We start from the raw sequence: 22,931 nt of genomic DNA, 5'->3' as shown, positions 1-22,931 counted from the left end.
ATGAAACCCACCGACAAGACGGCTCCTGCCAACCTGAAGCTCTCCGACTTCCTGTGTTTTGCGGTCTATTCCACGAACCTGGCCTTCGGCAAAGCCTACAAGCCGATACTCGAGCAGTTGGGGCTCACCTATACGCAATACATCACCATCGTTGCGTTATGGGAGGAAGACAATCAAACCGTGGGCAGCCTGGGCGAGAAGCTGTTTCTCGAATCGAACACACTCACACCGATCCTGAAGAAGCTGGAAGCGATGGGCTATCTACAAAGGCAGCGTGATCCCGAGGACGAGCGGCAGGTGCGCATCAGTCTGACGAAGAATGGTCGACAGTTGCGCGAAGGCCGCCCCGAAATGGGCCTCTCCGACGCAACGGGCCTGACACCAGACGAATTCACGCAGATGCAGAATGCGATCGTGAAGCTGCGCAACAATCTCATCAAATCGACGAAAGCCGGGGAATGAGTGGCTACTGATCGTTTTTTTAATCGGGGGTATTTTTCGGGCATGAAAAAGCCCAACCTTTTCAGATTGGGCTAGTCATTGAATCATAGGGTCGGGACGGTGTGATTCGAACACTCGCCCCTAGGTCCTCATCTTCTTTTTCAGCTCAATTCGCTTTCCCGGATGAGCTTCTTGTTAATCTTCCCGACACTGGTTTTAGGGATCTCGGCGACGAACTTGAACTGCTTGGGGATCGCCCATTTGTTAATACGCCCACGCTCGACAAACCCTTGCAGGTGCGCCTCGAGGATCTTGCGGTCGAGATACTGTCCAGGCTCGCACACCACCAGCGCCATCGGCCGTTCGCCCCATTGCTCATCGGCAATGCCCACGACCGCGACCGACATCACCGCCGCGTGTTCACTGATCAGGCTTTCCAGTTCCAGGGAGCTGATCCACTCCCCGCCCGTCTTGATGACATCCTTGATTCGATCTTTGATTTCCACCCCTCCCAAGGCGTCGATGGAGGCCAGATCGCCGGTGTGCATCCAACCGTTGTGCCATAGCTCGGCGCCCTTTTCGGGCTCCTTCAAATAGCCTTGGGTCAGCCAGGGTGCGCGCACCACGATCTCGCCCAGAGACTCGCCATCGTGGGCAACGTCATTGCCATTGGCATCGATGATTTTCAGGTCGACCATCGGCACCGGCGTACCCGTCTTGATGCGGGTGGCCAGTTGGGCTTGCGTGGACTGTTCGAGGTCCTTATCACGCAGGTAGGTCAGGCACAGCAATGGGCAGGTTTCCGACATGCCATAACCGCTGTGCACCTGAATACCTTTGGCACTCGCTTCGCTGGCAATTCCCAGCGTCAGTGCGCTGCCACCCAAGAGCATCTTCCAGCCATCGAAACGGGTCTGGGCTGCTTCTTCACAGCTCAGGATCATTTGCAAAATGGTCGGCACACAATGGGAAAAAGTGACCTTCTCCTCACGATGCAACCTGACCAGGCTGTTGGGTTCATAGCGGCCGGGGTACACCTGCTTGAGCCCCATCAGGGTAGCGACATAAGGCACACCCCAGGCATGCACGTGAAACATCGGGGTGATGGGCATGTATACATCATTGGAACGCAGCAACGGCAGGCCTTGATAGACGCCCAACGTGCCCACGGCATTCAAGGTGTGCAAGACCAATTGGCGGTGGGTGAAATACACGCCTTTAGGGTCGCCAGTGGTGCCCGTCGTGTAGAAAAGGGTCGCGACGGAGTTTTCATCGAAATCGGGAAAGTTGTACTGGTCTGCGGCCCTGGACAACAGGTTTTCATACTCCCCCAGCACCGGTAGCGACGTATCGTTTGCCGTATCGTCCGTGAGCTGCAGGTAGCCTTTGACGGTTTCAAGCCGTCCGTGAATCTGTTCAACCAGCGGCAGGAAATCATCATGCACCAGCACCAGGTCGTCCTCGGCGTGGTTCATGGTGAAGAGCACCTGATCCGGCGAAAGGCGAATGTTCACGGTATGCAGTACCGCACCGATCATCGGTACGGCAAAAAAGCACTCCAGGTAGCGATGGCTGTCCCAGTCGAGCAGGGCCACGGTATCACCGGCCTTCACGCCAGCTGCGGTCAAGGCATTGGCCAGCCGGCGTATCCGCCGGTTGAGGGTCTGGTAGCTGTAGCGCAGTTTGTCGGCGTAGACGATTTCCCGGCCCGGTTCGTAGCGCACGCCGGACAGCAGCAATTGCTTGATCAGCAAGGGGTAGGCATAGGCGCCGTCGGCGGGCGGAATTATTTTTGTCGCCATCATGGTTGGGGTTCCCGGTCCTTTTTACGTGGGCTCAGAACTGCTCTGCATCCAATTGATAGAGGCATTCGCTGCCAGCCTTGGCCGACGCGCTCAACGAGTGGATGCGTGGCAGCAGACGGGCGAAGTAGAAGCGCGCGGTGGCCAGTTTGCTGGCATAGAAAGCGTCCTTGGAGTGCGTACTCATGGCGGTTTTGGCCATTCGCGTCCACATGTAGGCGTACGCGGTGTAGCCGAACACGTGCAGGTACTCGACCGACGCTGCGCCGATTTCATTCGGGTTGCCCTGGGCGCGGTCCAACAGCCATGCGGTCAGTTCGTCGAGGGTGTCGACGGCGGCGTTCAACGGTTTGGTGAACTCACCGAGGTCAGCGCAGGCATTGGCGGTAAAGTTGCGGATTTCCGAAGCGAACAGCCGGTACAACGCCCCGCCACTGCCGACGATTTTGCGCCCGGCCAAATCCAGTGACTGAATACCGTTGGTGCCTTCGTAGATCTGGGTGATGCGCACATCGCGTACCAGTTGCTCCTGGCCCCATTCGCGAATGTAGCCGTGGCCGCCGAAGATCTGCTGGCCATGCACCGTGGTTTCCAGCCCCATGTCGGTGAGGAACGCCTTGGCCACCGGGGTCAGCAGCGATACCAGCTCCTGGGCGCGGGTGCGGGTTGGCGCGTCATCGCTGTACTTGGCGGTGTCCAGTTGCAGGGCCACGTAGCTGGAGAACGCGCGCCCGCCTTCGTTCAAGGCTTTCATGGTCAACAGCATGCGTCGTACATCCGGGTGCACGATGATCGGATCGGCAGCTTTGTCCTTGTTCTGCGCGCCTGTCGGCGAACGGCTTTGCAGGCGGTCACGGGCGTATTCGACGGCGTTCTGGTACGAACGCTCACCCAACGCCAGACCCTGGATACCCACGCCCAAACGTTCGTAGTTCATCATGGTGAACATCGCCGCCAGTCCCTTGTTTGGCGCATCGATGATCCAGCCGATCGCCCCGTCAAAGTTCATCACGCAGGTGGCGGAGGCCTTGATACCCATCTTGTGCTCAATGGAACCGCAGGACAGCGAGTTGCGTTCACCCAGCGAGCCATCGGCATTGACCAGCACCTTGGGCACCAGGAACAGGGAAATCCCCTTGGGGCCGGCGGGTGCATCCGGCAACCGGGCGAGCACCAAATGAATGATGTTTTCGGTCAGGTCGTGCTCTCCCCCGGTGATGAAAATCTTGCTGCCGCTGATCTTGAAACTGCCGTCGGCCTGCGGTTCGGCACGGGTGCGAATCAGGCCCAGGTCCGTGCCGGCATGCGCCTCGGTCAGGCACATTGAACCGGTCCAGGTGCCTGCGTACATGTTCGGCAGATAGCGTTCCTTGAGTTCCTGACTGGCGTGGGCATTGATCGACAGGCACGCACCGGCGGTCAGCATCGGGTACAGGCCGAACGACAGACTGGCCGAGTTGACCATCTCTTCGACCTGAGCCGAAATGGCCTTGGGCATGCCCATGCCACCGAACTGCGGATCACCGCCAACACCCACCCAACCGCCGTCGGCGAATGCCTGGTAGGCCGCGACAAAACCGTCCGGCGCCGTGACCGCGCCGTTGCTCCAGGTGCAGCCCTGCTCGTCGCTGCTGCGGTTCAGCGGTGCGATAACTTCGCCACTGATTTTGCCGGCCTCTTCAAGGATCGCGGCGGCCGTTTCTTCATCGATCACCTCGGCCAGGCCAGGCAATTGGGCCCATAGCCGGGACACCTGGAAGACTTCGTTGAGTACGAAGCGCATATCGCGCAAAGGAGCTTTGTAATCAGACATGGTTGGCTTACTCGGAAGTGGTCAGGGCATGCGGCATACCCTGGCGTTGAGAGGTGTCGGTTTCAGTGGCTTGCGCCACTTGGGCTTGCGGAACGGGGTGACGCAGCAGGAAGTACGACAAGGCTGGAATCAGAATCAGCGCGCCGAGCATGTTCCACAGGAACATGAAGGTCAGCAGGATGCCCATGTCGGCCTGGAACTTGATCGGCGACCAGACCCAGCACACAACGCCCGCCGCCAGGGTGATGCCCACCAGGCCCACCACCCGGCCGGTAAACGACACGGCGTTGCGGTAAGCCTGACTCAGCGGCAGGCCCTGGCGCTGGTAATGCAACTGCACGCTGAGCAGGTACAAGGCGTAGTCCACGCCGATGCCCACGCCCAGTGCGATCACCGGCAGGGTCGCGACTTTCACGCCAATGCCCATGGCCACCATCAACGCTTCGCAAAGGATCGAGGTCAGAACCAATGGCAACAGGGCGACCAGGGTCGCGCGCCAGCTGCGGAAGGTGATCAGGCAGAACAGCGTCACCGCCGCATAGACGTAAAGCAGCATGGTGCGATTGGCCTCGCGCACCACAATGTTGGTCGCGGCTTCAATCCCGGCCGACCCGGCCGCCAGCAGGAACTGGCGATCTTCGCTGTTGTTCTCCCGGGCGAACTTTTCGGCGATGCCCACCACGGCATCCAGGGTCTCGGCCTTGTGGTCCTTGAGGAAGGTGATCACCGGCATCAACGAGCAATCGGTGTTGAACAACTCCGGGGAGTTGACCGAGGCTTGCTGCGCGGCGTAGTTCAGCACGTCCTGATTGCGCTGGATGCTGTTGAGCTTGGGGTTGCCTTCATAAGTACCGGCGGTGATCTGGCGCACCGCGTTGACCAACGAAGCCGTCGCCTGCACGCCCGGATACTGCTGCAGCTCCCAGGCCAGACGGTCGGCGAGGACCAGCGTCTTGTAGTTCAAGCAGCCTTCCGGCGCGGTCTTGATCATCACCGCGAACAGGTCGCTGGACAGCGCGTAGTGGCTGGTGATGTAGGCGTTGTCACGGTTATAGCGAGAGTCGGCACGCAACTCCGGTGCGCCACTTTCCAGGTCGCCGATCTTCAACTGCAAGCTGACCATGAAGCCGCCGATGCCCATCAGTGCCGCGACCAATACCGCACCCGTGGCCCATTTGGCCGTGGTGAAGCGGTCGAGCAAGTCCCATAGTTTGCCGAAACCTTTGTGCCCCTCTGCACGCGTGTCGATTTTCAGCGCACGCTCGGCCGCCTTGGTGCCGACGCCGACATAAGACAGCGCCACCGGCATCAGCAATAGCGAGGTGAAGATCAGCACCGCCACACCGATGCTGGCGGTGATCGCCAGGTCGCGGATCACCGGAATGTCGATCAGCATCAGCACCGCGAACCCGACAGCGTCGGCCAGCAACGCGGTGACGCCGGCAATGAACAAACGGCGGAAGGTGTAGCGTGCGGCGATCAGTTTGTGGGTGCCACGGGCGATGTCTTGCATGATCCCGTTCATCTTCTGCGCCGCGTGAGACACACCGATGGCGAAAATCAGAAAAGGCACCAGCACCGAGTACGGGTCGATGGCATAGCCCAGCCAGGCGACGATGCCGAGTTGCCAGACCACCGCAATCAGCGAGCAGCCGACCACCAGCAAGGTGCTGCGAACACAACGGGTGTAGGCGTAAATGATGATCAGTGAAGTGACGACGGCCAGGCCGAAGAACATTATCACCTGGATCAGGCCATCGATCAGGTCGCCCATCAGTTTGGCGAAACCGATCACCCGGACTTTGTACTGGCCCTTGCCCTCCTCCCCGGCCTTGCGCGCAGCGCTGTCACCGACGAACTCGATCTTGTCGCGCAACTGCTCCTCGAGCATCTGCGAAAAGGCGTGGTAATCGATGCGCTGACCGCTGGCCGTGGCTTTGTCCAGCAGCGGAACAATGAGCATGCTCGATTTGTAGTCGCTGGCCACCAGACTGCCGACGATACCGGCGCGGGAAATGTTCTGGCGCAGCTGTTCTATTTCTTCCGGCTTGCCCTGGTAGGTATCGGGCATCACCGGGCCACCCTGGAAACCTTCCTCGGTGACTTCGGTCCAGCGCACCGCCGGGCTCCACAACGACTTCATCCAGGCACGGTCGACGCCTTCGGTGACGAACAACTGATCGTTGACCTGTTTGAGCACGTCGAGATAAGCGGGATCGAAAATATCGCCCTGGGTGTTCTCCACCACCACCCGTACCGAGTTGCCCAGACCGCGCAGCGACTGGCGGTTTTCCAGGAAATTCTGAATGTACGGCTGGCTCTGCGGAATCATCTTTTCAAAGCTGGGGCGAAGCTCCAGGCGAGTTGCCGCCATGTAGCCCAACACCACGGTGGCCAGCGCCATCAGCAGCATGAACAACGGACGGTAGTTGAACACCACCCGCTCCAGCCGGTTGCCGGAATGGCGGTCGAAATCCCGCAGATCGCGGATCACCGGCATGGTTTCTTGTTTGATATTGCCCATGTCTGGGTTCTCGCTCTAAGGGTTCGAGGGCTTATCAACGGACAGCGTCCGTGCACCACGGCTGCCAACCACCACCAGCGCACCGTCGGCGGACTGAGTGGCGCCGGTCACCGGTGTCGGTGCCTGTTGCTGAACCAGATGCAATTGCGCGCCTGCGCCCTGGCTGACCAGCATCTGCCCGCCCTGGGTGAACAAGCGGTAGTTGCCACGGCCATCGACGAGGCCGGCGGTGATGCTGACGCGCAGGCCACTGTCCAGCGGGGTCCAGCTGAGACCGCCATCGGTGCTGCGCAGCACATTGCCGCGCAAGCCGTAGACGAGCGCTTCGCCGGGCTTGCCGAGAACACCGAAGAAACTGCCCTGATAGGGTGTCTGCATGGCGGCGAACCGCTGTTGGGTGTCATCCCACTTGAGCAGCAGCCCCTGCTCTCCAGCGATGTACAGCGCATCGCCAGTGGAGGCGATGGCGTTGAGGTGAAAGCCCTGCGGGTTATCGGTGCGGTCCTGGAACGGTGCCCAGCTCTGGCCGCCGTCTTCGGTGCGCAGGATCAGGTTGAACACCCCGACCACGTAACCGAGGCGCTCGTTGGCGAACCAGACATCGAGCAACGGTTTGTCGGCGCCCTGCGCCATCAGGCGCTCACCTTCGGCGACCAGCAGTGGCCATTGTTCGTTGCCGGGTTCTGCACTGGCCAACGCGCCGTAATGGTTGACCAGCAAGGCACCAATCTCGCGGCCGTCCAGTTGCTTGCGCCAGGTCGCACCTGCGTCGTTGCTGTGCAACACCACGCCATCACCGCCCACCGCCCAGCCTTGGGTGGCGGAAGGAAAGCTCACGGCATTGAGGTCGGCACTGACCGGCACCGCCGCCTGCTGCCAGTGTTTACCGGCATCATTGGAATACAGAATGTGGCCACGCTGCCCGACGGCAACCAAGCGGTCGCCAGCGCGGGCCATGCCAGATAGCGGGCTGTTGACGGCCAAGGCGCTGACCCTGGCCGGCAGATCCAGCACGTCGACATAAGCGGACGCCTGGCTCAGGCCCAGCAACGTTACAAGCAAGGCGCCGAGCGCCAACTGCAGATAATTTTTGTACGAACACATACCGCGTCCTCTTCGGAAAACCGCGCCGGGACACACGTCCGTGTGCCTGACGTTCCAACCTGGCGCCCAAAACGATCGGCATGCACCGACCGTCGTGCGGTCCCCTGCCTGGCAGGCAGTGGACTGCACGGACGCTTTGTCACGGTTTGCTTAGCGAATCCCGTTACCGGCCAGGGACTCAGGCGACCACTGCGCCTTGGAGAGCGGATCGATGTACTTGATGCCGCCGTAAGGGCCAACCACACCGTTGATGTTGTAGGAACCACCCACCAGGTCATAAATCATGAAGGGCGTGGAATCCGGGATCTGCTTGTCGTAGCTCTGACTGAGGAATGCGAAAGAGCCACGGTACAGCTGACCACGGGCGTCATATTGGTCAGAGGCCAGAGCGGTCCAGCTGTCTTCATCGAGGTAGAAGCGACGCTTCTGGTAGATGTGCCGGGCGCCGGACTTGAGGTTGCCCTCCACCACCCAGACCCGGTGTTTTTCCCAGCGCACGTAATCCGGTGCCAGGTGATTGGCGGTGGTCAGCGATTTGGGGTCTTGGGCATAGGTCAGCTTGTAGGTGTTGTAGGGCACGATCATTTCCTGCTTGCCCACCAGCTTCCAGTCGTAGCGGTCCAGTGCACCGTTGAACACGAAAACATCGTCGTAGGTGCCGGCACCGGCGGTGCCAGGGTTAGGCGTGTCGTAAGCCAGGTTCGGTGCGAGCTTGACCCGACGCTGGCCAGGCAAGTATTGCCAGGCGCGACGCGGTTGCTGCAGCGGGTTGGCGGCGTCCTTGAGCATCACCGCTTCACCGGCCCGGCGCGCAGGGCCGGTATAGGACAACTTCATCTGGTAGTACACATCGGCGCTGCTGATCGGCTGCGCGAGGTTTTCGTAGATCGGATAGGAAATGAACGCCAGTCCGGTGGTCGCCAGGCTCGGCACGCCAGCGGAGTCGACGTTCCAGGAGTCGTACTTGGAGTTGATGTTGACCCCCTGGTAACGCAACAGGAAGTTCCACATCGCCTCGTTGCCCGACTGCGGAATCGGGAACGGCACACCGGGCAGTACGTTATCGATGGCCAGGCCACCTTCCAGGGACTTGGCACCGGTGGCGTTTTTCACGCCATTGTCCAGCACCGCCTTGGGCAACGAGACGGTGCGGTGGGTCGGGTAGACATTGACGTGAAAACTTGGGAAACGCTTGGCCAATTCCACCGTGGTTGCACTGAGCGAGCCCTTGTACTGATCGACGTTCTTGCCGTCGATTACCAGCAACGGTTTTTCGTTGACGAAGGGATCCGGACGCATGCTGTCACCGGATTTGAAACTGGCCGGCGGCGTGGTCAAGCCACCGTCATAGGCGGGGATGGAACCATCAGCGTTCCCGGCCTTTTCGGCCCCGACCAGGGTCAGGCTGCTGCCCAACCTGGCAGCGTCCTGAGTTGAAACAGCGGCCTGAGCCTGGGCGGCAAGGACCAAGGCCAGCGAAGCGGCCAACACGGTTTTTGCGTATTTCATCTTGTTATTCTCCTGCTTGCATTGAGCAAATCAGTGGTGCATCAAAAAGTGGTTTTCATCGTCAGGTAAACGGCGCCACGGTCCTCAGTCGTGGCACCACCACCGGAGAAGGCCGAGTAGCCGCCGCCGTAACACGCGTAGTTTTCATTGCCGCTAAAGGCATTGGGGGTGGAGCCGTCGCCGCTGCCGGCATTGGCCGCGCCGGTACTCAGACCGCTGGCGTCGCACTTGTCGGTCTTGCCGAAGGAGTCCACGTACTTCAGGTCGATGAAGTATTTGTTGTACACAACAGCACCCACGCCCACGGCATAGTTACCGGTGTCTTTGGCACCGCCACCGGACACCGGTGACACGCCGTCGAGACCGACGTTGATGGACATCGGTGCGTTGAGGTCGACACCGGGAAACACCTGATACCAGGTCGGTGTGAAGTTGACCGCGATGCCCCAGTTGTCCCGGGTCGGCTGGTCGATGCCGCGGTAGGTGTCCTTGCCCTTGTAGAGCGCTTCGTTCTTGCTATCGAGCTTGAGCAGGTTGCTGTAGTACAACTCGGCGAGCAGGCTGGCCGAATCGAACACCGGGGTTTTCGGGAAGGTCATCAGGCCGTTGAGCGTCCAGTGCAAGGTGTCGCCGGTGGCGGCCATGCTGTCGCCCTTCTGCGGAGTGTCATAAACCACACCGGTGGCAGCCGTACGCGCCGGCAACAGACCAAGACCCGCGCCCAGGCCTAGCGGACTGTTAGTGCTGACAACCGCCGGAATACTGGCCAACGGCATGTTGTGACGAATGTTCAGGTCCGAACCGACGCTCACCCCGCCAACATCCTTGGACAGACTCAGGCCAACGATCTTGATGTTGTCGGCATAGGCCATTTGATAGGTGGCTGTGCTCAGCGAGTTGAGCGTGTTGATCACCGCAGGCACTTGCCCTGCCGGCCGGGTGCCATTGGGGTTGGCCGAACTCAGGCCTCTGGCATCCAGCCAGGCTTGCGGCAGGATTTCCGAGGTTTCGCGGTAATAAACGCCGAGGGTGCCATCCAACCAGGCCGGCGACCACTTGGCCATCACGCCCCAGTCTCCGCGCTTGTCCGGCGTCAGGTCGTGACCGCGACGCACATTGGTCAGCCCGTTGCAGGGCGCCAGACCACAACCCAGCGGACTGCCCGGCACCACGCCATTGGTGTTGCCCAGCAGGAACGACTGCGCACCGAAACCGACCAGATCAGAACCGCCATAGTAAGTACCGGCTTCAGGCAGGCGGGCGGCATCCCAATCCAGGAAATACTGGGCGCCCACGGTCAACTCGGGATTGACGGTGAACGACATCGACAACTGGTTACGCGGAACGAACAGCTCCTTGGCTTCGGTACCCGGCGAGGCAGCCAGTTTGGCCAGGTCCAGGCCCGATTGGCCGTAACTGTTCGAGTGCACCGGGTTGAGGATGGTCTCGCCCCAGAACACGTTGTGCTGGCCGGCCTTGACGCTCAACAGCGACTCCTCGCCCACTTCGGTGCTGTAGAACACAAAGGCATCGAGGATTTCGCCGGATGGACCGGTGTAGTAACGCTGGGCGTAGTTGCTCAGGTGCGGGCTGCCATTGCCGACATTGTCGCCGGTGACCCCGGCCAGGCGCGGATCGTTGGCAACCAGACCCGACCGTGCGTCATTGCCGTTGACGAACGGGTTGGAATTGGAACCGGTGTTCTCGTAGGCCTTGTCGTACCAACTGGCGGCGCTGACGCGAAAGCCCATGTGGTTCTGGTAGACCACATCCATTTCGGTCAACAGGTCAACACGGTTGGTGATGTTGGTCCCGGCCTTGCGGAAGTTGTAGTCGCCATCGTTGTTGTTCGGTGTCGCCAACATGCGCTTGTCGGCGCTTTCGGTGCGTACGCCGTAGTTGTACTTCACGGTGTTATCAAAACGCACAGTCCAGTCCGGGTTACCTGTGTCGAGTTCGACCGCCTGCACGACCGGCACGGCGGCGGCCAGAATGGCCGAGGCCAACAAGGTGTAACGCGAGGGTGCGAACCCGTGACTCTTATTGTTGTGCATTGCGTTGTCTCTCCGCCTTTTTGTATTTGTTTTAAGCGCAGCCGCCCTCGCGCAACCCTTGTTTCAGGGGTTTGCGTTTTTCAGGAGTGAGGGCAAATACCGGATGGCTGGGGCCAACCGGCGCCTGAACTAGCGATCCAGCTCCAGGATGAGTGCTTCGGCTTGCGGCCAGTGGCCAAACCCTGCTGCCGGATTGAGATGACCCACCTCGCCCAGGTTGAGCAGTTCACTGCCCCAGCCTTCTGCCAGGCGAGTGGCGGCATCCAGGCTGGCGAGGTGGTCGTTGGTACTGACGGCCACCAGACTGCGGAACGGCAGTGGCCCTTTTGGTAGAGGATTCCAACCCTGGGTACGTAGGGTTTCGGCAGATGGGTAGCCTTGCGGCCAATGAGCATCGAGATCCGGAGGCGTGGCCAGCAGCGCGCCCTTGATCGGCCGACTGTGCTGCGCAGCCCAGTGCGCGACCATCAGCACACCGGCGCTGTGAGCAACCAGAATCACCGGCCCGTCGATCTGCTCCAGCTCGCGCCGAATCGCTTCGACCCGCTTGGCGCAATCGAGCTTGTCGGTTTCCAGCGGCGGTACACTGCGCACTTTGCAGAGCCTTGCCTCAAGCAACGTTTGCCAATGCTCGGCAACGTGCTCACGCAGACCCGGTACGATCAGAACAGTTGCGGCAGTTTGCAGTTTGTCCACTTTCAACACCTTCGCTTTCTCGATGACTCGACTGGCTCTATCGCCAGGGGCTTTTTGTAGGACTGACATTAAAGAGCGCCCACCCAAGGCGCTTTTCATTGGACGTCAGGCACTTTTCTTTTCATGACAGATTTGCCGAGGCTGGCGTGCCCCGACCATTGGTCGAAAAGCCCCGCAGCTTCTCTGTGGGTCACTGTAATCAATGGGTGAGCGTCGATTGCTCGACAAAAACGCAGGGGCTTCTGGACAGAATCGGGCGAGCGCCCTCGACAACGTCACAACTGTTCAATTGCTGATGTGCTGGATATAGTCGCCACGCTCATCCGAATCGCAACTGGCCCAGGAAAGACCTTCGCATGCCCAAGCTTGTTCGCGCCGCTGTCTTGACCAACTACCTGGAGGTCACCCAATACCTGGGGTTCAACCCACGTGATGTGCTGGCCGGCGTCGGCCTGAGCAAAGCGCTGTTGCAAGCGCCCGAACACCGCATCCCCATTGATGCCGCCGTACGCCTGCTGGAAGATTCGGCCGCCGCCAGTGGCTGCCAGAGCTTCGGCCTGAGCATGGCCGAGTCGCGCCAGCTCTCGGACTTCGGTGTGGTCAGCCTGCTGCTCAGCCACCAGCGAACGCTGCGAGATGCCTTGCAGGTCGTGGTGCATTACCGTCATCTGATGAACGACTCATTGGCCATCTTCATTGAAGAGGCCGGCAAGATGGTGATCATTCGCGAAGAGGTGGTCACCGAATCGCCGATGCCCAGCCGGCAAGCCACCGAACTGGCCATCGGCGTGATGTTCCGCCTGTGCGCCGCGCTACTCGGCAGCCACTGGCACCCTTACAGCGTCAACTTCACGCACCAGCCTCCCGACAACCTGCAACTGCATCGGCGCCTGTTCGGTTGCAAGCTGGAGTTCGGCAGCGAGTTCAACGGCATCGTCTGCTCCGACGCCAGCCTCGACGTGACCAACCCCAATGCCGACCCGGCCATGGCACGCTACGCGCAGAGCTACCTCGACTCGCTGCTCAGCCATGAAGGTCCATCAATGCTGTTCGAGGTGCGCAAAGCCATCTACCTGCTGCTGCCGATGGGACGCGCCACCATCGAGCAGATCGCCCAGACCCAGGGCATGAACGTACGCACCCTGCAACGCCGCCTGAAAGACGACGGCTGCGCCTTCAACGACCTGATCAACGACGTGCGCCGCGATCTGGTGTTGCGCTACCTGGAAAACCCGAATTACTCGTTAGGGCGCATTGCCGACATGCTCGGCTACTCCATGGCGAGTTCTTTCACCCGCTGGTTCATCACCCAGTTCGGCATGCCGCCCGCCGCATGGCGCAGCGCGCAAAAGCACCCCGTCAAAGCTCCACCGGACCTGAGTACCCTGCCCGGCTCCAGCGAACCCTGAAAACGGACGCAAAACAGGCAAAAAAAAACGGCGACTGCTGGCACAGTCGCCGCAAAAGAACCGGTGTTATGACACCGGCCGAGGAGTCCTGTGGCGAGGGAGCTTGCTCCCGCTGGGGTGCGAAGCAGCCCCAAAACGCGCCGCGTACTTTCTGAAAAAATGCAGTGGCCTTGGAAGAGGGGCGCTTCGCACCCCAGCGGGAGCAAGCTCCCTCGCCACTGTTTTGTGTGCCTACATTCCCCAGCGCAGCAACAGCAGCACCAGCACGACAAGGAACACCGTCTCCCCCACCATCAGCAGGATCGGCTTGATGCCCACCGCCGCCAGCTCCTTGAGCTGGGTTTTCATGCCCAGGGCGCTGATGGAAACCACCAGGCACCAGCGCGACAAGTCATTGACCGATCCCTGCACCACCGGGGCTATCCAGCCGGTGCTATTGATACAGGCCAGAATCAGAAACCCGACGGCGAACCATGGCAGCAGCGGCGGCCGTTTGCCGGCCGGGTCGGCTCCCTGCATGCGGGTAATCATCGCGGCGCAGACGATCACTGGCAGCAGCATGGCAACCCGCATCAGCTTGATCACCGTGGCCGTATCGCCGGTCTCGGTCGACATGCTGTAACCGGCACCGACCACCTGGGCGACATCGTGGATGGTCGCTCCCAAGAACACGCCCGCCACTTGCGGCGACAACGACAGCCAGTTGGCAATCATCGGGTACACGATCATCGCCAGGGTCGACAGCGCCGACACCCCGATCACCGTGAATAACGTTGCGCGTTCTTTCTGCGGATGGTTCGGCAATGCCGCCGCCAGCGCCAACGCCGCCGACGCACCACAAATCGCAGTGGCCCCGCCAGTAAGCATGCCGAACAAGCGTTGAAACCCCAGCGCTTTGGCCGCAATCACCGAGACGCCGATCGTCACCACCACCACAATCACCACCAGCGCCACAGGCTTCCAGCCCAGCGCGGCAATCTGTTCGAGTGTGATGCGCATGCCCAACAACGCCACGCCAATGCGCAACACCGTACGTGCCGTGAATTCGATGCCAGCCTTGCAGGCGCCATCACCGGCCAGGAAGTTCAGCGCCATGCCCAACAGCAAGGCAAACAGCATCACCGGCGCGCCGTAATGCTCGGACAAAAAGGACGCGGCCGCCGCCACGATCAGACTGACGACAAAACCTGGCGCCAGTTCGCGCGTTCGGCTGTGGATACGGGTGAGAGCGATAGTGCTCATGGCACGGACTCCTCGGGAACGATGACGATGAATACCTGGCCGTCAATGATCTCGACGGGGTAGTTGGCGACTTTGAGCTGGGTTGAATTGAGCAAGTAACCGCTGCGCAGATCGAAGCGCAGGCCATGGGCGCAGCACTGAATCACCCGCCCCTCAAGACGCCCGCCACACAGCGAAGCGCCCTGGTGCGGGCAACTGTCGTCAATGGCGAACAGGTCACCTTCGACGTTGAATAACGCCAGGCTTTTGCCATCGAATTCGAACAGCGCACGACCACCCGCCTGCGGGAGTTTTCCGGCAGGTACAGGGACACGAAGACTCATGCCGGTTGCCGCTTGTGAGCACTTTCTTTCAGTGCCTGGCTCATGGCCCCGAGTAATGCCACTGCAGGTTGCGCGCCCACCACCGTCATGCGGCGGTCGAACTGAAAGCTCGGCACGCCACTGCTCGCCCCGAGTGACCCTGCAAATGGAGTGGCGTCACCCATCAGGCAGTCGGCCAAGGCCTCGACATCAATGCCGCAGGAGCGGGCAATCGCGAGTAAGGTCTCACGGCAACCCAGGTCTTCGCCCTTCTGGAAATAAGCGGCGAACAGGCGCTCGAGCAAGATGTCACGCTGGGCAACATTGCCTCGCTCGCAGGCACGCTTGAAGAGACGATGAGCGTCTGCGGTGTTAGGCATTGTCGCGATGCGGCTCAAGTCAATGGCCAATCCGACCGCCGCAGCAGCCTGCTGTACCTGGGCCTGGCGCATGGCCACGGCGTCGGCATTGCCCAGACGCTTGCGATAGAAGTCGGCGAAGGGCTCACCTTGTACCGGCAACTGAGGCAGCAACTGCACGCCATGCCACACCGTGGTGATCTGCACATCCGGGTGGCGACTGCGAAACTGTACCTGCGCATGCTCCAGTTGACGCTTGCCAATCAGGCACCACGGGCAGATGAAATCGAAAAACACATCAATACGTAAACGACCACTCACAACTTCACCTCTAACGCCGCTTTGCCAATCGAATCGAGGACTTGCTCGCCCTTAAGCCGGGCAATGTCCTTGTGGTAATGACACTTGGCATAAAAGAACACGGCCGCAGCCGCGATGCTGACCAGTGGCACCAGCTGAAAAGCAGCCTGCAAGCCGATAAGGTCGGACACCCTGCCGGTGATGAACGGCCCAGGCGCCAGCCCCAGCATGTTGTTGGCCAGGGTCAGCGTGGCGAAGGCCGTGCCATGGACCGAGTAATGGGTCAGGTTGGCAACCATGGCTCCACAAGGGCCGGTCGTGCCGGCGGCAATCAACATGCCCAGGCAGATCAGTACCAATTGCACAGGCCCTGCCGGCAGCGCGAATGCCGCCGACAACAGCAGACAACTGCCCAGGCAATAGGCGATGGCCAAAGCGACTTTGCGCTCCGGCGAATGGCGACACAGTCGATCGCTGAGCATGCCGCACAGGATCATCCCCGCACCGCTGCACAGCACGATGATCGCGGCGACGCCGCCCGCCTTGTCGGTGGCCATGTCGTAATAACGATTGAGGTAACTGGGCATCCACACAATGACGGTGCCGCCGACGAACAGTTGCAAGCCACTGCCGATGTAGGCAGCGATCACCGAGCGGCTGGAAAACAACGTACGCAACGGACGCTTGACCGCGGCAGCCGTCTTGTTCGCCGCCTGAGCGGCACGTTGCGGCGCAATGCGTGCTTCCTTGACGATGATCGGATAAAGCACCGCCAGCAGCAGACCGAACAGCGCCATTCCGGCAAACGACCAGCGCCAGCCAAGCTTGGCGGCGATTGCACCGCCCAGCGCCATCCCTAGCACCGAACCGAACATGCCACCCGCCATGAACGCACTGGCCAGGGTTGCACGCATGTGTTTTGGAAACACCGAGATCACCACGGCGATGCCGACGCTGCCGTACGCCGCTTCGCCGACGCCGACCATGAACCGTGCAATGAACATCTGCTGATAGTCCTGCGCCAATGCGCAGCCCAGCGTCGCCAGGCTCCACAGCAAAGCCATCAGCGCCAGGCTCTTGACCCGGCCGAAGCGATCCGCCAGCAATGACAGGGGAATGGTCAGCAGCCCCACCATCAGGGCGACAATGCCACTGAGCAGGCCGAGCTGGCCGTCACTCAGGGCCCATTCGCCCTTGAGCATCGGGAACACCGCGTTCAGCACCTGACGCGACATGTAATCGGAAATCAACAAACCGAACGTCAGCGCAAAGACGATCCAGGCATACTTGCGCGCAACGCCGACGCCACTGCAGTCATCATCGTCTGCGGCGATTGGGTGAAAGGCCATGCAGCCTCCTCAAAGCTTCGTTTTATTGTTGTTATCAAGCGTGTTGCAGTGCAGCGAGCGGGAGGCCATTGCCCCCCGCGTCGTCTGCCGATCAGCCGCGTTGCGGCACACCTTTCTGCCCGGCCTTGCGGTTGGGGGCCATGCCATTGGCCAATAGGGTTTCTTCGATGCTTTGGTACTGCACACCGATGCGGTAGATCTCACGGGCCTCTTTACCCGTGGCGATTTCACGACCCAGTTCATGGGCGATGCGTACGGTTTGCTTGATCTGCGCAACCGAGCCGAAACGATCGCCCTTGTGATCAATAATAGTGTCTTCATTGCCCACACGCGGGTGCATACCCATGGCCATCGACATGGTGTTGAACGGCATCACGTTTTTGAGCAGCGACTCGGAGGTCAGGGTGCAACCGTCTGGCGCGCGGTGGATGAAGTTGAAGAAGTTGAACGGATTGGGGCCATCGAAACCGCCGCCGATACCGATCCAGGTCAGGTTCAACGGGCCCTTGTAGACGCCCCTGCGCACCAGGCGCTCAAGGGTTTCCATGGCGTGCATGCCAGTCAGCTGGAAGTGCGGCTGGATGCCGTTGTCCATCAGACGCTTGAGGTGTTCGGCGACCCAGGCCGGGCCGGCCGGTACGGTCATTTCGCTGTAGGCCGCCTGATAGGCAGGATTGGCCAGGGACGTGCCTTCCAGGTATTCCGGATACAGCAGCTCCATGATGTTCATCTGGGTGGTGTTGATCGCCACCGTGACCTGATCCGGTTTTGGCGTCAGCTCGGCCAGCATGTGCCGTGTATCGTCAGACAGCCACTTGGCGGCTTCACCATCGCTTTCCGGCGCGAAGGATATCGAACCACCGACCTGGATGATCATGTCCGGCACGGCTTCACGCACGCCAGCGATCAATTCGTTGAACTTGGACAGACGCTTGGAACCCTTGCCGTCCAATTCACGCACGTGCAGGTGCAATACCGTTGCACCCGCCTCATAACACTCAACCGCCTTCTGCACCTGCTCGTCCATGGTCAGCGGGATGTCTTCAGGGAAATCTTCCGGCATCCACTCGGGGCCATACGGGGCCACGGTGATCACCACCTTTTCCATGTTTTCCGGGTGCAGGGAATCGTCGAAGAATTGCATGAGTTACTCCTGTTCTTATGATTGTCGCGCCCACCCGGGATCGTGCCGGGCAGGCGTGTTTACGAGTGCGAATGCAGTTGCGGTCGATCAGTAAGTCTTGTCGCCGATGATCCCGGCGCGTTCCATCTTGCGATGGCACGGCGGGTAATCCATGACGGCGTAGTGCTGGGTACTGCGGTTGTCCCAGATGGCGATGCTGTTGGGTTTCCAGCGCCAGCGCACCTGATACTCGGGGATGTAGGCCTGGCTGATCAGGTAACGCAGCAGCTCACTTGCGCCCGGGTTGGCGTCCTGGCCGAAGCGCACCCGCTCGGGGGTGTGGTAGTTGCTCAAGTGCGTCGTGAAGGCGTTGACGAACAGCACCTTCTCCAAGGTTTCCGGGTGGGTGCGCACCACCGGGTGTTCGGCATCCGGATACATCGCCTTGAGCGCCAGACGCTTTTCGATCGGCATGGCGGCACCGAAACTCGCTTCGATGCTATGGCGCGCGCGCAGGTCGGCGATCTTCACCTTCACGTCTTCGGGCAAGCGCGCATAGGCCTCGACCATGTTGGCCCACATGGTGTCGCCCCCAACCGGAGGGCACTCTACGCAACGCAGCACGCAGCCCATCGGCGGCGCCTCGCGCCAGGTCGCGTCGGTGTGCCAGGCGTTTTCGTAGCGGTCCATCGGCTGGTCCGGATTCTTGTAGATGCGCACCAGCCCTGGATGATCCGGATCACTGCCGGCCACCGGATGATCCTCCAGTTCGCCAAAGCGTCGGGCGAATGCCACATGCTCGTCGCGTGTGATGTCCTGATCACGCAGGAACACCACCCGATGCTTGAGCAGCTGAGCACGAATCTCGGCAAAAAGACCGTCGTCATGGACTGCATCGGCGAGGTTGACGCCCACCAGTTCCGCGCCAATGTTGCAGGTCAATTGTTCGACTTTCATGGCAGACAACTCCCTTAAATGACGAAAATCGATGAGCCCGTGGTTTTGCGTGATTCCAGGTCGCGGTGGGCCTGCACGGCATCCTGCAAAGCATAGTGCTGGTTGATCTCAATCTTGATTCGACCGCTACCCACATGGTCGAACAACTCGCCCGCCAACGCGGCTTTTTCCGCCGGGTCAGCGATGTAATCGGCCAGGGCCGGACGGGTCAGGAACAGTGAACCTTTCATCGCCAGCAGTACCGGATCGAAAGCCGGGATCGGGCCGGATGCCGTGCCGACGCACACCATCAAACCGCGACGCTTGAGCGAGTCCAGCGAGCCCATGAAGGTGTTCTTGCCGACACTGTCGAACACCACGTTGACCCCTACGCCGTCCGTCAGCTCGCGAACGCGCTGGGCGACGTCTTCATGGCTGTAGTTGATGACATGCTCGCAGCCATGGGCCCGGGCAATTTCACCCTTTGCCTCGGTGGACACAGTGCCAATGACGGTCAGGCCAAGCAGCTTGGCCCACTGCGAAACGATCAGGCCTACACCACCGGCAGCGGCGTGCAACAGAATGCTGTCGCCGGCCTTGAAATCGTAAATGCGTCGCATCAGGTACGAGGACGTCAAGCCGCGCATGGTCATGGCTGCGGCAGTCTCGAAACTGATGGTTTCGGGCAATTTGATCAGCGGCGCGGCCGGGATCAGACGCTCGGTGCTGTAGGCACCCAGGGTATTGAGAAAACCGGTGTAGGTGACGCGATCACCGACTTGTACGTTGGTCACCCCTGCGCCGATGGCCTGGACCACACCGGACGCTTCAACCCCCATGCCGTTGGGCATCGGGATCGGGTAAGTACCATTGCGAAAGTAGGTGTCGGCATAGTTCAGGCCCACCGCCACATGACGAAGACGAACCTGGCCTGGACCGGGATCGCCGACTTCGACCTCTTCATAACGAAGGACTTCGGGACCACCGGTTTCGTAGAAGCGTACGGCTTTGGCCATTTTTTCTTATTCTCCAGTCTCAAGTTGGGCGTGCTGCGTCGAATTGCGCTGATTGGACTGTAGGACGCCGTCTGGTGAGTCGCTTCTCATCAGACGACAATGGCTTTTCATTTCATGACAGCGGGCACTGCATCAACAGCTGCCATGGATGACTTATCCAGTGTCTCTCGATACCCTGCGGGTACCTGATGGTGTTCCAGGTCAAACCACCTCCCTCCAGACGAGCATGTAATGAAATCCCCTGCAGGTTTGCTGCTGTCGGCTATTGAGCTGGACCGTGCCAGCGCCATCCCCCTGTACCGCCAACTCTATTTGCAGATTCGCAAACAGATTCTCAGCGGAAAGATGCAAGGGGGCGTGCGCCTGCCGTCGTCACGGACCCTGAGCAAGGAATTGGCGCTGTCGCGGATCACCATTCTCAATGCATTCGACCAGCTGATTGCCGAAGGCTTTTTGGCCTCGCGCACTGGGGCGGGCACCTATGTCGGCGATGAGTGGGAGAGCCGAGGGATTGCCGACGAAGAGCAGCGCCAGCCACCGCGCCTGTCCGACCTGAGCCAATCCATGCTGTCGCTGCGCAGCAGTCACTTTCGCGGGGTTTCCTATACCGATTGGGATCCTGCGACCCCTACCTCATTCCTGCCCAGCCACAGCACCTACGACGCGTTCCCCCTCGCTGTGTGGCGGCGTTTGATGAACCGCCACCTGCTCAAGCCGACCAAGGCCATGCTTGGCTATGGCGAACTGCAAGGGTTACAGGCCTTGCGCGCGGCGATTGCCGAGTACGTCTTTGATGCCCGTGGCATCGATTGCAGTGCCGAGCAGGTGGTGATCGTTTCTGGGGCCCAGCAAGCCTTCAACCTGTTAGGCATGCTGTTGCTCAATCCGCAGGACAGCGTATGGATGGAAGACCCGGGACACATCGCGGCGCGCATTGCGTTGCAGGCCCAGGGGGCTCAGGTGGTCCCGTTGCGGATCGATGAACAAGGAATTGATATTCAGCAAGGCCTGGCCGAGTGCCCTGACGCCCGACTGGTGTTCACCACGCCATCTCGCCAGCATCCCTTGGGCGTGACCATGAGTTATGCGCGGCGCCAGGCACTCATCGACTGGGCCGCGCAGTATCAGAGCTGGATCATCGAGGACGATTGCGACAGTGAATTCCGCTACAGCGGCCGCCTCCTCCCCGCGCTCTACGCCATGGACCGGATGGCTCGAGTGATCTACGTCGGCACCTTCAGCAAAGTGCTCTTCCCCTCGCTAAGACTGGGTTACGTGATACTGCCGCAAGCCCTGATCGAACCCTTCTGTACCCTGCGCGCGGTGATGGATCGCAGCCCGCCCACGCTGCTCCAGGCGACGACGGCGGACTTCATGCGCGAAGGCCACTTCCTCGGCCATATTCGCCGCATGCGTGCGCTGTACCAGGCTCGCCAGCAAGCATTGGTCGAGCAACTTCAGCAACAGCTGGGCGGCTTCTTCAACATCACCCCGGTGGAAGCCGGCATGCACCTGATCGCCTGGCTGCCACTCACGCTTGATGACGATGCCATCGCCAGGGAACTGGCCCGGCACAACATCCACACCTATGCCCTGAGCGACTACTGCCTTGAGCATGTCCTGCCACCTGCCCTGCTCATCGGTTTCGCCGGTACGCCTGAGGGCCAGGCGCAAGAACGCGTCGAAGCGCTGGCCCGGGCCTTGAGCAAAATGGGGTACCTGCAGGCCACTTGAAGCAAGCAAGTGGTCTTATGATTTAACTGATAATGGATCTATCGAGAGTTCCTGACTGGCGCGATAAAGGCTGCGCCGGTAGACCCGGCGTCTGACCAGGAACGACTCGAATGAACAATAAGATCCAAGAGCGATTCAATGCCTTGCTCAGCCACAAGGCTGCCGAGGCAGGAACACCTCCCCTACTGACTGAAGCACTGGCCCGCCAACTGCTCGACCGCCTCGGGCAGATGCGCTTGTTTGCTCATGCCTATCCCTTGCTGACCAACCTCACCCATGGCCGTGTCACGCCAGCCGATTTGCTGGATTTCGCCTATCGCCACGAGCTGCAGGGTCTGAGCCTGCATTTGCTCGACGGCGAGGAAAACAGCCTGAGCCAAATGACGCCCACGCAATTGCAAGCGTTTGCCGACAAGGCCAATGCGCTCGCACTGGATGTGCACCTGGAAATCAGCAGCACGCTGAGAAAAGATGTCGATCAGGTGATCGCCATCGCCAAGGCGCTTGGGGTTCGCAACATCCGCGTTTACTCACGCTACGAGGGGGCGCTGTCCCGGGTCATGGACGTGATCGAGTCAGACCTGCATTACCTCGCGCAGCAGGCAGATGAGCACGACCTGTTCTTCGACTTCGAGCAGCATGAGGAACTCAAGAGTGTCGAGATCGCGCAACTGCTGAGCCGGCTAAACCACCCACGGCTGCATGCCTTGTTCGACTTCGGCAACATGATCAACGCCTGCGAACAGCCCTTGCCGGCGCTGCGCACCCTGGCGCCGCACATACGCCAGACCCACCTCAAGGGTGTGCGCATCGTCCCCGAGCAAAACGGCTTCGGCCATTACGGCGTGCTGCAGGGCTGCGATGAAGACGACCTGCCAAGCGCCCGCATGCTGTTCGAACTGTTGATGCTCGGCGACGCAACCCCACAAGTGATCGCCTTCATCCTTGAGCAGGAAAATCACTACATCGCCCCGGCATTCCGCCAGACCTTTGAGGCTGCCGATCCATTCATTGCGTACCGGGAAATGAGTGACACACCACTCCCGGACGGCTACTCGCTCGAACGAATGCTCGCCGACGAACACCGTTGGGCGAACAACCAGGTCGCTTATGTACGAGGCCTGCTGGCCGAGTTCCGAACCCTGGCCGAGTTGACCCTGGCCAACCGCGTTAATCCCTGAACCTGACGTTACTACCTGATTACGCCTGGAGAACAAT

General features: G+C 60.4%; 18 protein-coding genes. 4 read left to right on the top strand and 14 right to left on the bottom strand.

The annotated features are described in order from the left end of the window. Positions 1-462: a MarR family winged helix-turn-helix transcriptional regulator gene (locus tag ACZ9IM_RS13145; protein ID WP_008071723.1), complete on the top strand. Its 462-nt coding sequence runs from the start codon at positions 1-3 to the stop codon at positions 460-462. A 140-nt stretch (positions 463-602) separates the two neighbouring features. On the opposite strand, the gene ACZ9IM_RS13140 is transcribed toward ACZ9IM_RS13145, so the two are convergent. From ACZ9IM_RS13140 to ACZ9IM_RS13110, 7 genes are all read right to left on the bottom strand, one after another. Next, complete coding sequence (locus ACZ9IM_RS13140) at positions 603-2,246, bottom strand: fatty acid--CoA ligase (RefSeq protein WP_476224148.1); 1,644 nt, start codon at positions 2,244-2,246, stop codon at positions 603-605. A 31-nt stretch (positions 2,247-2,277) separates the two neighbouring features. After that, complete coding sequence (locus ACZ9IM_RS13135) at positions 2,278-4,056, bottom strand: acyl-CoA dehydrogenase C-terminal domain-containing protein (protein ID WP_476224147.1); 1,779 nt, start codon at positions 4,054-4,056, stop codon at positions 2,278-2,280. Positions 4,057-4,063: 7 nt separating this feature from the next. Beyond that, on the bottom strand, positions 4,064-6,580 hold the full coding sequence (locus ACZ9IM_RS13130) for an efflux RND transporter permease subunit (RefSeq protein ID WP_476224146.1): 2,517 nt from the start codon (positions 6,578-6,580) through the stop codon (positions 4,064-4,066). Positions 6,581-6,595: 15 nt separating this feature from the next. Then, the gene (locus ACZ9IM_RS13125; protein ID WP_476224145.1) at positions 6,596-7,684 is read right to left on the bottom strand and encodes a WD40/YVTN/BNR-like repeat-containing protein; all 1,089 of its coding nucleotides are present in this window, start codon (positions 7,682-7,684) and stop codon (positions 6,596-6,598) included. Between the two features lie 150 nt (positions 7,685-7,834). Then, positions 7,835-9,193, bottom strand: a complete 1,359-nt coding sequence (locus ACZ9IM_RS13120) for a DUF1329 domain-containing protein (protein ID WP_427623653.1) — start codon at positions 9,191-9,193, stop codon at positions 7,835-7,837. 41 nt (positions 9,194-9,234) lie between these two features. Next, positions 9,235-11,247 (bottom strand): DUF1302 domain-containing protein, encoded by a 2,013-nt coding sequence (locus tag ACZ9IM_RS13115; protein WP_427623651.1) that lies wholly within the window; start codon positions 11,245-11,247, stop codon positions 9,235-9,237. Positions 11,248-11,376: 129 nt separating this feature from the next. Beyond that, entirely contained in the window at positions 11,377-11,943 is a 567-nt protein-coding gene (locus tag ACZ9IM_RS13110; RefSeq protein WP_476224144.1) for an RBBP9/YdeN family alpha/beta hydrolase, read from the bottom strand. 356 nt (positions 11,944-12,299) lie between these two features. Here ACZ9IM_RS13110 and ACZ9IM_RS13105 point away from each other — a divergent pair, with 356 nt between their 5' ends. Beyond that, entirely contained in the window at positions 12,300-13,352 is a 1,053-nt protein-coding gene (locus ACZ9IM_RS13105) for an AraC family transcriptional regulator (RefSeq protein ID WP_427623647.1), read from the top strand. 231 nt (positions 13,353-13,583) lie between these two features. Here ACZ9IM_RS13105 and ACZ9IM_RS13100 read toward each other — a convergent pair whose 3' ends face one another. The 7 genes from ACZ9IM_RS13100 to ACZ9IM_RS13070 form a co-directional block, all read right to left on the bottom strand. Next, positions 13,584-14,594: a YeiH family protein gene (locus ACZ9IM_RS13100; RefSeq protein ID WP_123497775.1), complete on the bottom strand. Its 1,011-nt coding sequence runs from the start codon at positions 14,592-14,594 to the stop codon at positions 13,584-13,586. Then, the gene (locus tag ACZ9IM_RS13095; protein ID WP_427623646.1) at positions 14,591-14,917 is read right to left on the bottom strand and encodes a Rieske (2Fe-2S) protein; all 327 of its coding nucleotides are present in this window, start codon (positions 14,915-14,917) and stop codon (positions 14,591-14,593) included. Before ACZ9IM_RS13095 ends, ACZ9IM_RS13100 begins: the two co-directional genes overlap by 4 nt. Beyond that, a complete protein-coding gene (locus ACZ9IM_RS13090) occupies positions 14,914-15,576 on the bottom strand; it encodes a DsbA family oxidoreductase (RefSeq protein ID WP_476224143.1) in 663 nt (220 codons plus the stop codon). Before ACZ9IM_RS13090 ends, ACZ9IM_RS13095 begins: the two co-directional genes overlap by 4 nt. Next, complete coding sequence (locus ACZ9IM_RS13085; RefSeq protein WP_476224142.1) at positions 15,573-16,904, bottom strand: MFS transporter; 1,332 nt, start codon at positions 16,902-16,904, stop codon at positions 15,573-15,575. The genes ACZ9IM_RS13090 and ACZ9IM_RS13085 overlap by 4 nt, the downstream gene beginning before the upstream one ends. Positions 16,905-16,995: 91 nt before the next feature. Then, a complete protein-coding gene (locus ACZ9IM_RS13080) occupies positions 16,996-18,048 on the bottom strand; it encodes a beta-keto acid cleavage family enzyme (RefSeq protein WP_429546151.1) in 1,053 nt (350 codons plus the stop codon). Between the two features lie 87 nt (positions 18,049-18,135). Next, entirely contained in the window at positions 18,136-18,984 is an 849-nt protein-coding gene (locus ACZ9IM_RS13075) for a TauD/TfdA dioxygenase family protein (RefSeq protein ID WP_427623642.1), read from the bottom strand. 14 nt (positions 18,985-18,998) lie between these two features. Further along, entirely contained in the window at positions 18,999-19,979 is a 981-nt protein-coding gene (locus tag ACZ9IM_RS13070) for a quinone oxidoreductase family protein (RefSeq protein WP_427623641.1), read from the bottom strand. Between the two features lie 231 nt (positions 19,980-20,210). Between ACZ9IM_RS13070 and pdxR the strand changes: the two genes are divergently transcribed. After that, entirely contained in the window at positions 20,211-21,713 is a 1,503-nt protein-coding gene (gene pdxR, locus ACZ9IM_RS13065) for a MocR-like pyridoxine biosynthesis transcription factor PdxR (RefSeq protein WP_476224141.1), read from the top strand. 110 nt (positions 21,714-21,823) lie between these two features. Then, positions 21,824-22,894 (top strand): sugar phosphate isomerase/epimerase family protein, encoded by a 1,071-nt coding sequence (locus ACZ9IM_RS13060; RefSeq protein ID WP_476224140.1) that lies wholly within the window; start codon positions 21,824-21,826, stop codon positions 22,892-22,894. Positions 22,895-22,931 lie beyond the last annotated feature (37 nt).

Source organism: Pseudomonas sp. TE12508 (genome assembly GCF_056279485.1).
The sequence above is the reverse complement of the archived record's forward strand: the minus strand, read 5'-3'. Positions and strand labels throughout refer to the sequence as shown.

What these genes read in the sequence shown, in the direction of transcription:
- ACZ9IM_RS13145 (WP_008071723.1), top strand. Translation starts at nt 1, where the DNA reads ATGAAACCCACCGACAAGACGGCTCCTGCCAACCTGAAGCTCTCCGAC.
- ACZ9IM_RS13140 (WP_476224148.1), bottom strand. Translation starts at nt 2,246, where the DNA reads ATGATGGCGACAAAAATAATTCCGCCCGCCGACGGCGCCTATGCCTAC.
- ACZ9IM_RS13135 (WP_476224147.1), bottom strand. Translation starts at nt 4,056, where the DNA reads ATGTCTGATTACAAAGCTCCTTTGCGCGATATGCGCTTCGTACTCAAC.
- ACZ9IM_RS13130 (WP_476224146.1), bottom strand. Translation starts at nt 6,580, where the DNA reads ATGGGCAATATCAAACAAGAAACCATGCCGGTGATCCGCGATCTGCGG.
- ACZ9IM_RS13125 (WP_476224145.1), bottom strand. Translation starts at nt 7,684, where the DNA reads ATGTGTTCGTACAAAAATTATCTGCAGTTGGCGCTCGGCGCCTTGCTT.
- ACZ9IM_RS13120 (WP_427623653.1), bottom strand. Translation starts at nt 9,193, where the DNA reads ATGAAATACGCAAAAACCGTGTTGGCCGCTTCGCTGGCCTTGGTCCTT.
- ACZ9IM_RS13115 (WP_427623651.1), bottom strand. Translation starts at nt 11,247, where the DNA reads ATGCACAACAATAAGAGTCACGGGTTCGCACCCTCGCGTTACACCTTG.
- ACZ9IM_RS13105 (WP_427623647.1), top strand. Translation starts at nt 12,300, where the DNA reads ATGCCCAAGCTTGTTCGCGCCGCTGTCTTGACCAACTACCTGGAGGTC.
- ACZ9IM_RS13100 (WP_123497775.1), bottom strand. Translation starts at nt 14,594, where the DNA reads ATGAGCACTATCGCTCTCACCCGTATCCACAGCCGAACGCGCGAACTG.
- ACZ9IM_RS13095 (WP_427623646.1), bottom strand. Translation starts at nt 14,917, where the DNA reads ATGAGTCTTCGTGTCCCTGTACCTGCCGGAAAACTCCCGCAGGCGGGT.
- ACZ9IM_RS13085 (WP_476224142.1), bottom strand. Translation starts at nt 16,904, where the DNA reads ATGGCCTTTCACCCAATCGCCGCAGACGATGATGACTGCAGTGGCGTC.
- ACZ9IM_RS13080 (WP_429546151.1), bottom strand. Translation starts at nt 18,048, where the DNA reads ATGCAATTCTTCGACGATTCCCTGCACCCGGAAAACATGGAAAAGGTG.
- ACZ9IM_RS13075 (WP_427623642.1), bottom strand. Translation starts at nt 18,984, where the DNA reads ATGAAAGTCGAACAATTGACCTGCAACATTGGCGCGGAACTGGTGGGC.
- ACZ9IM_RS13070 (WP_427623641.1), bottom strand. Translation starts at nt 19,979, where the DNA reads ATGGCCAAAGCCGTACGCTTCTACGAAACCGGTGGTCCCGAAGTCCTT.
- pdxR (WP_476224141.1), top strand. Translation starts at nt 20,211, where the DNA reads ATGAAATCCCCTGCAGGTTTGCTGCTGTCGGCTATTGAGCTGGACCGT.
- ACZ9IM_RS13060 (WP_476224140.1), top strand. Translation starts at nt 21,824, where the DNA reads ATGAACAATAAGATCCAAGAGCGATTCAATGCCTTGCTCAGCCACAAG.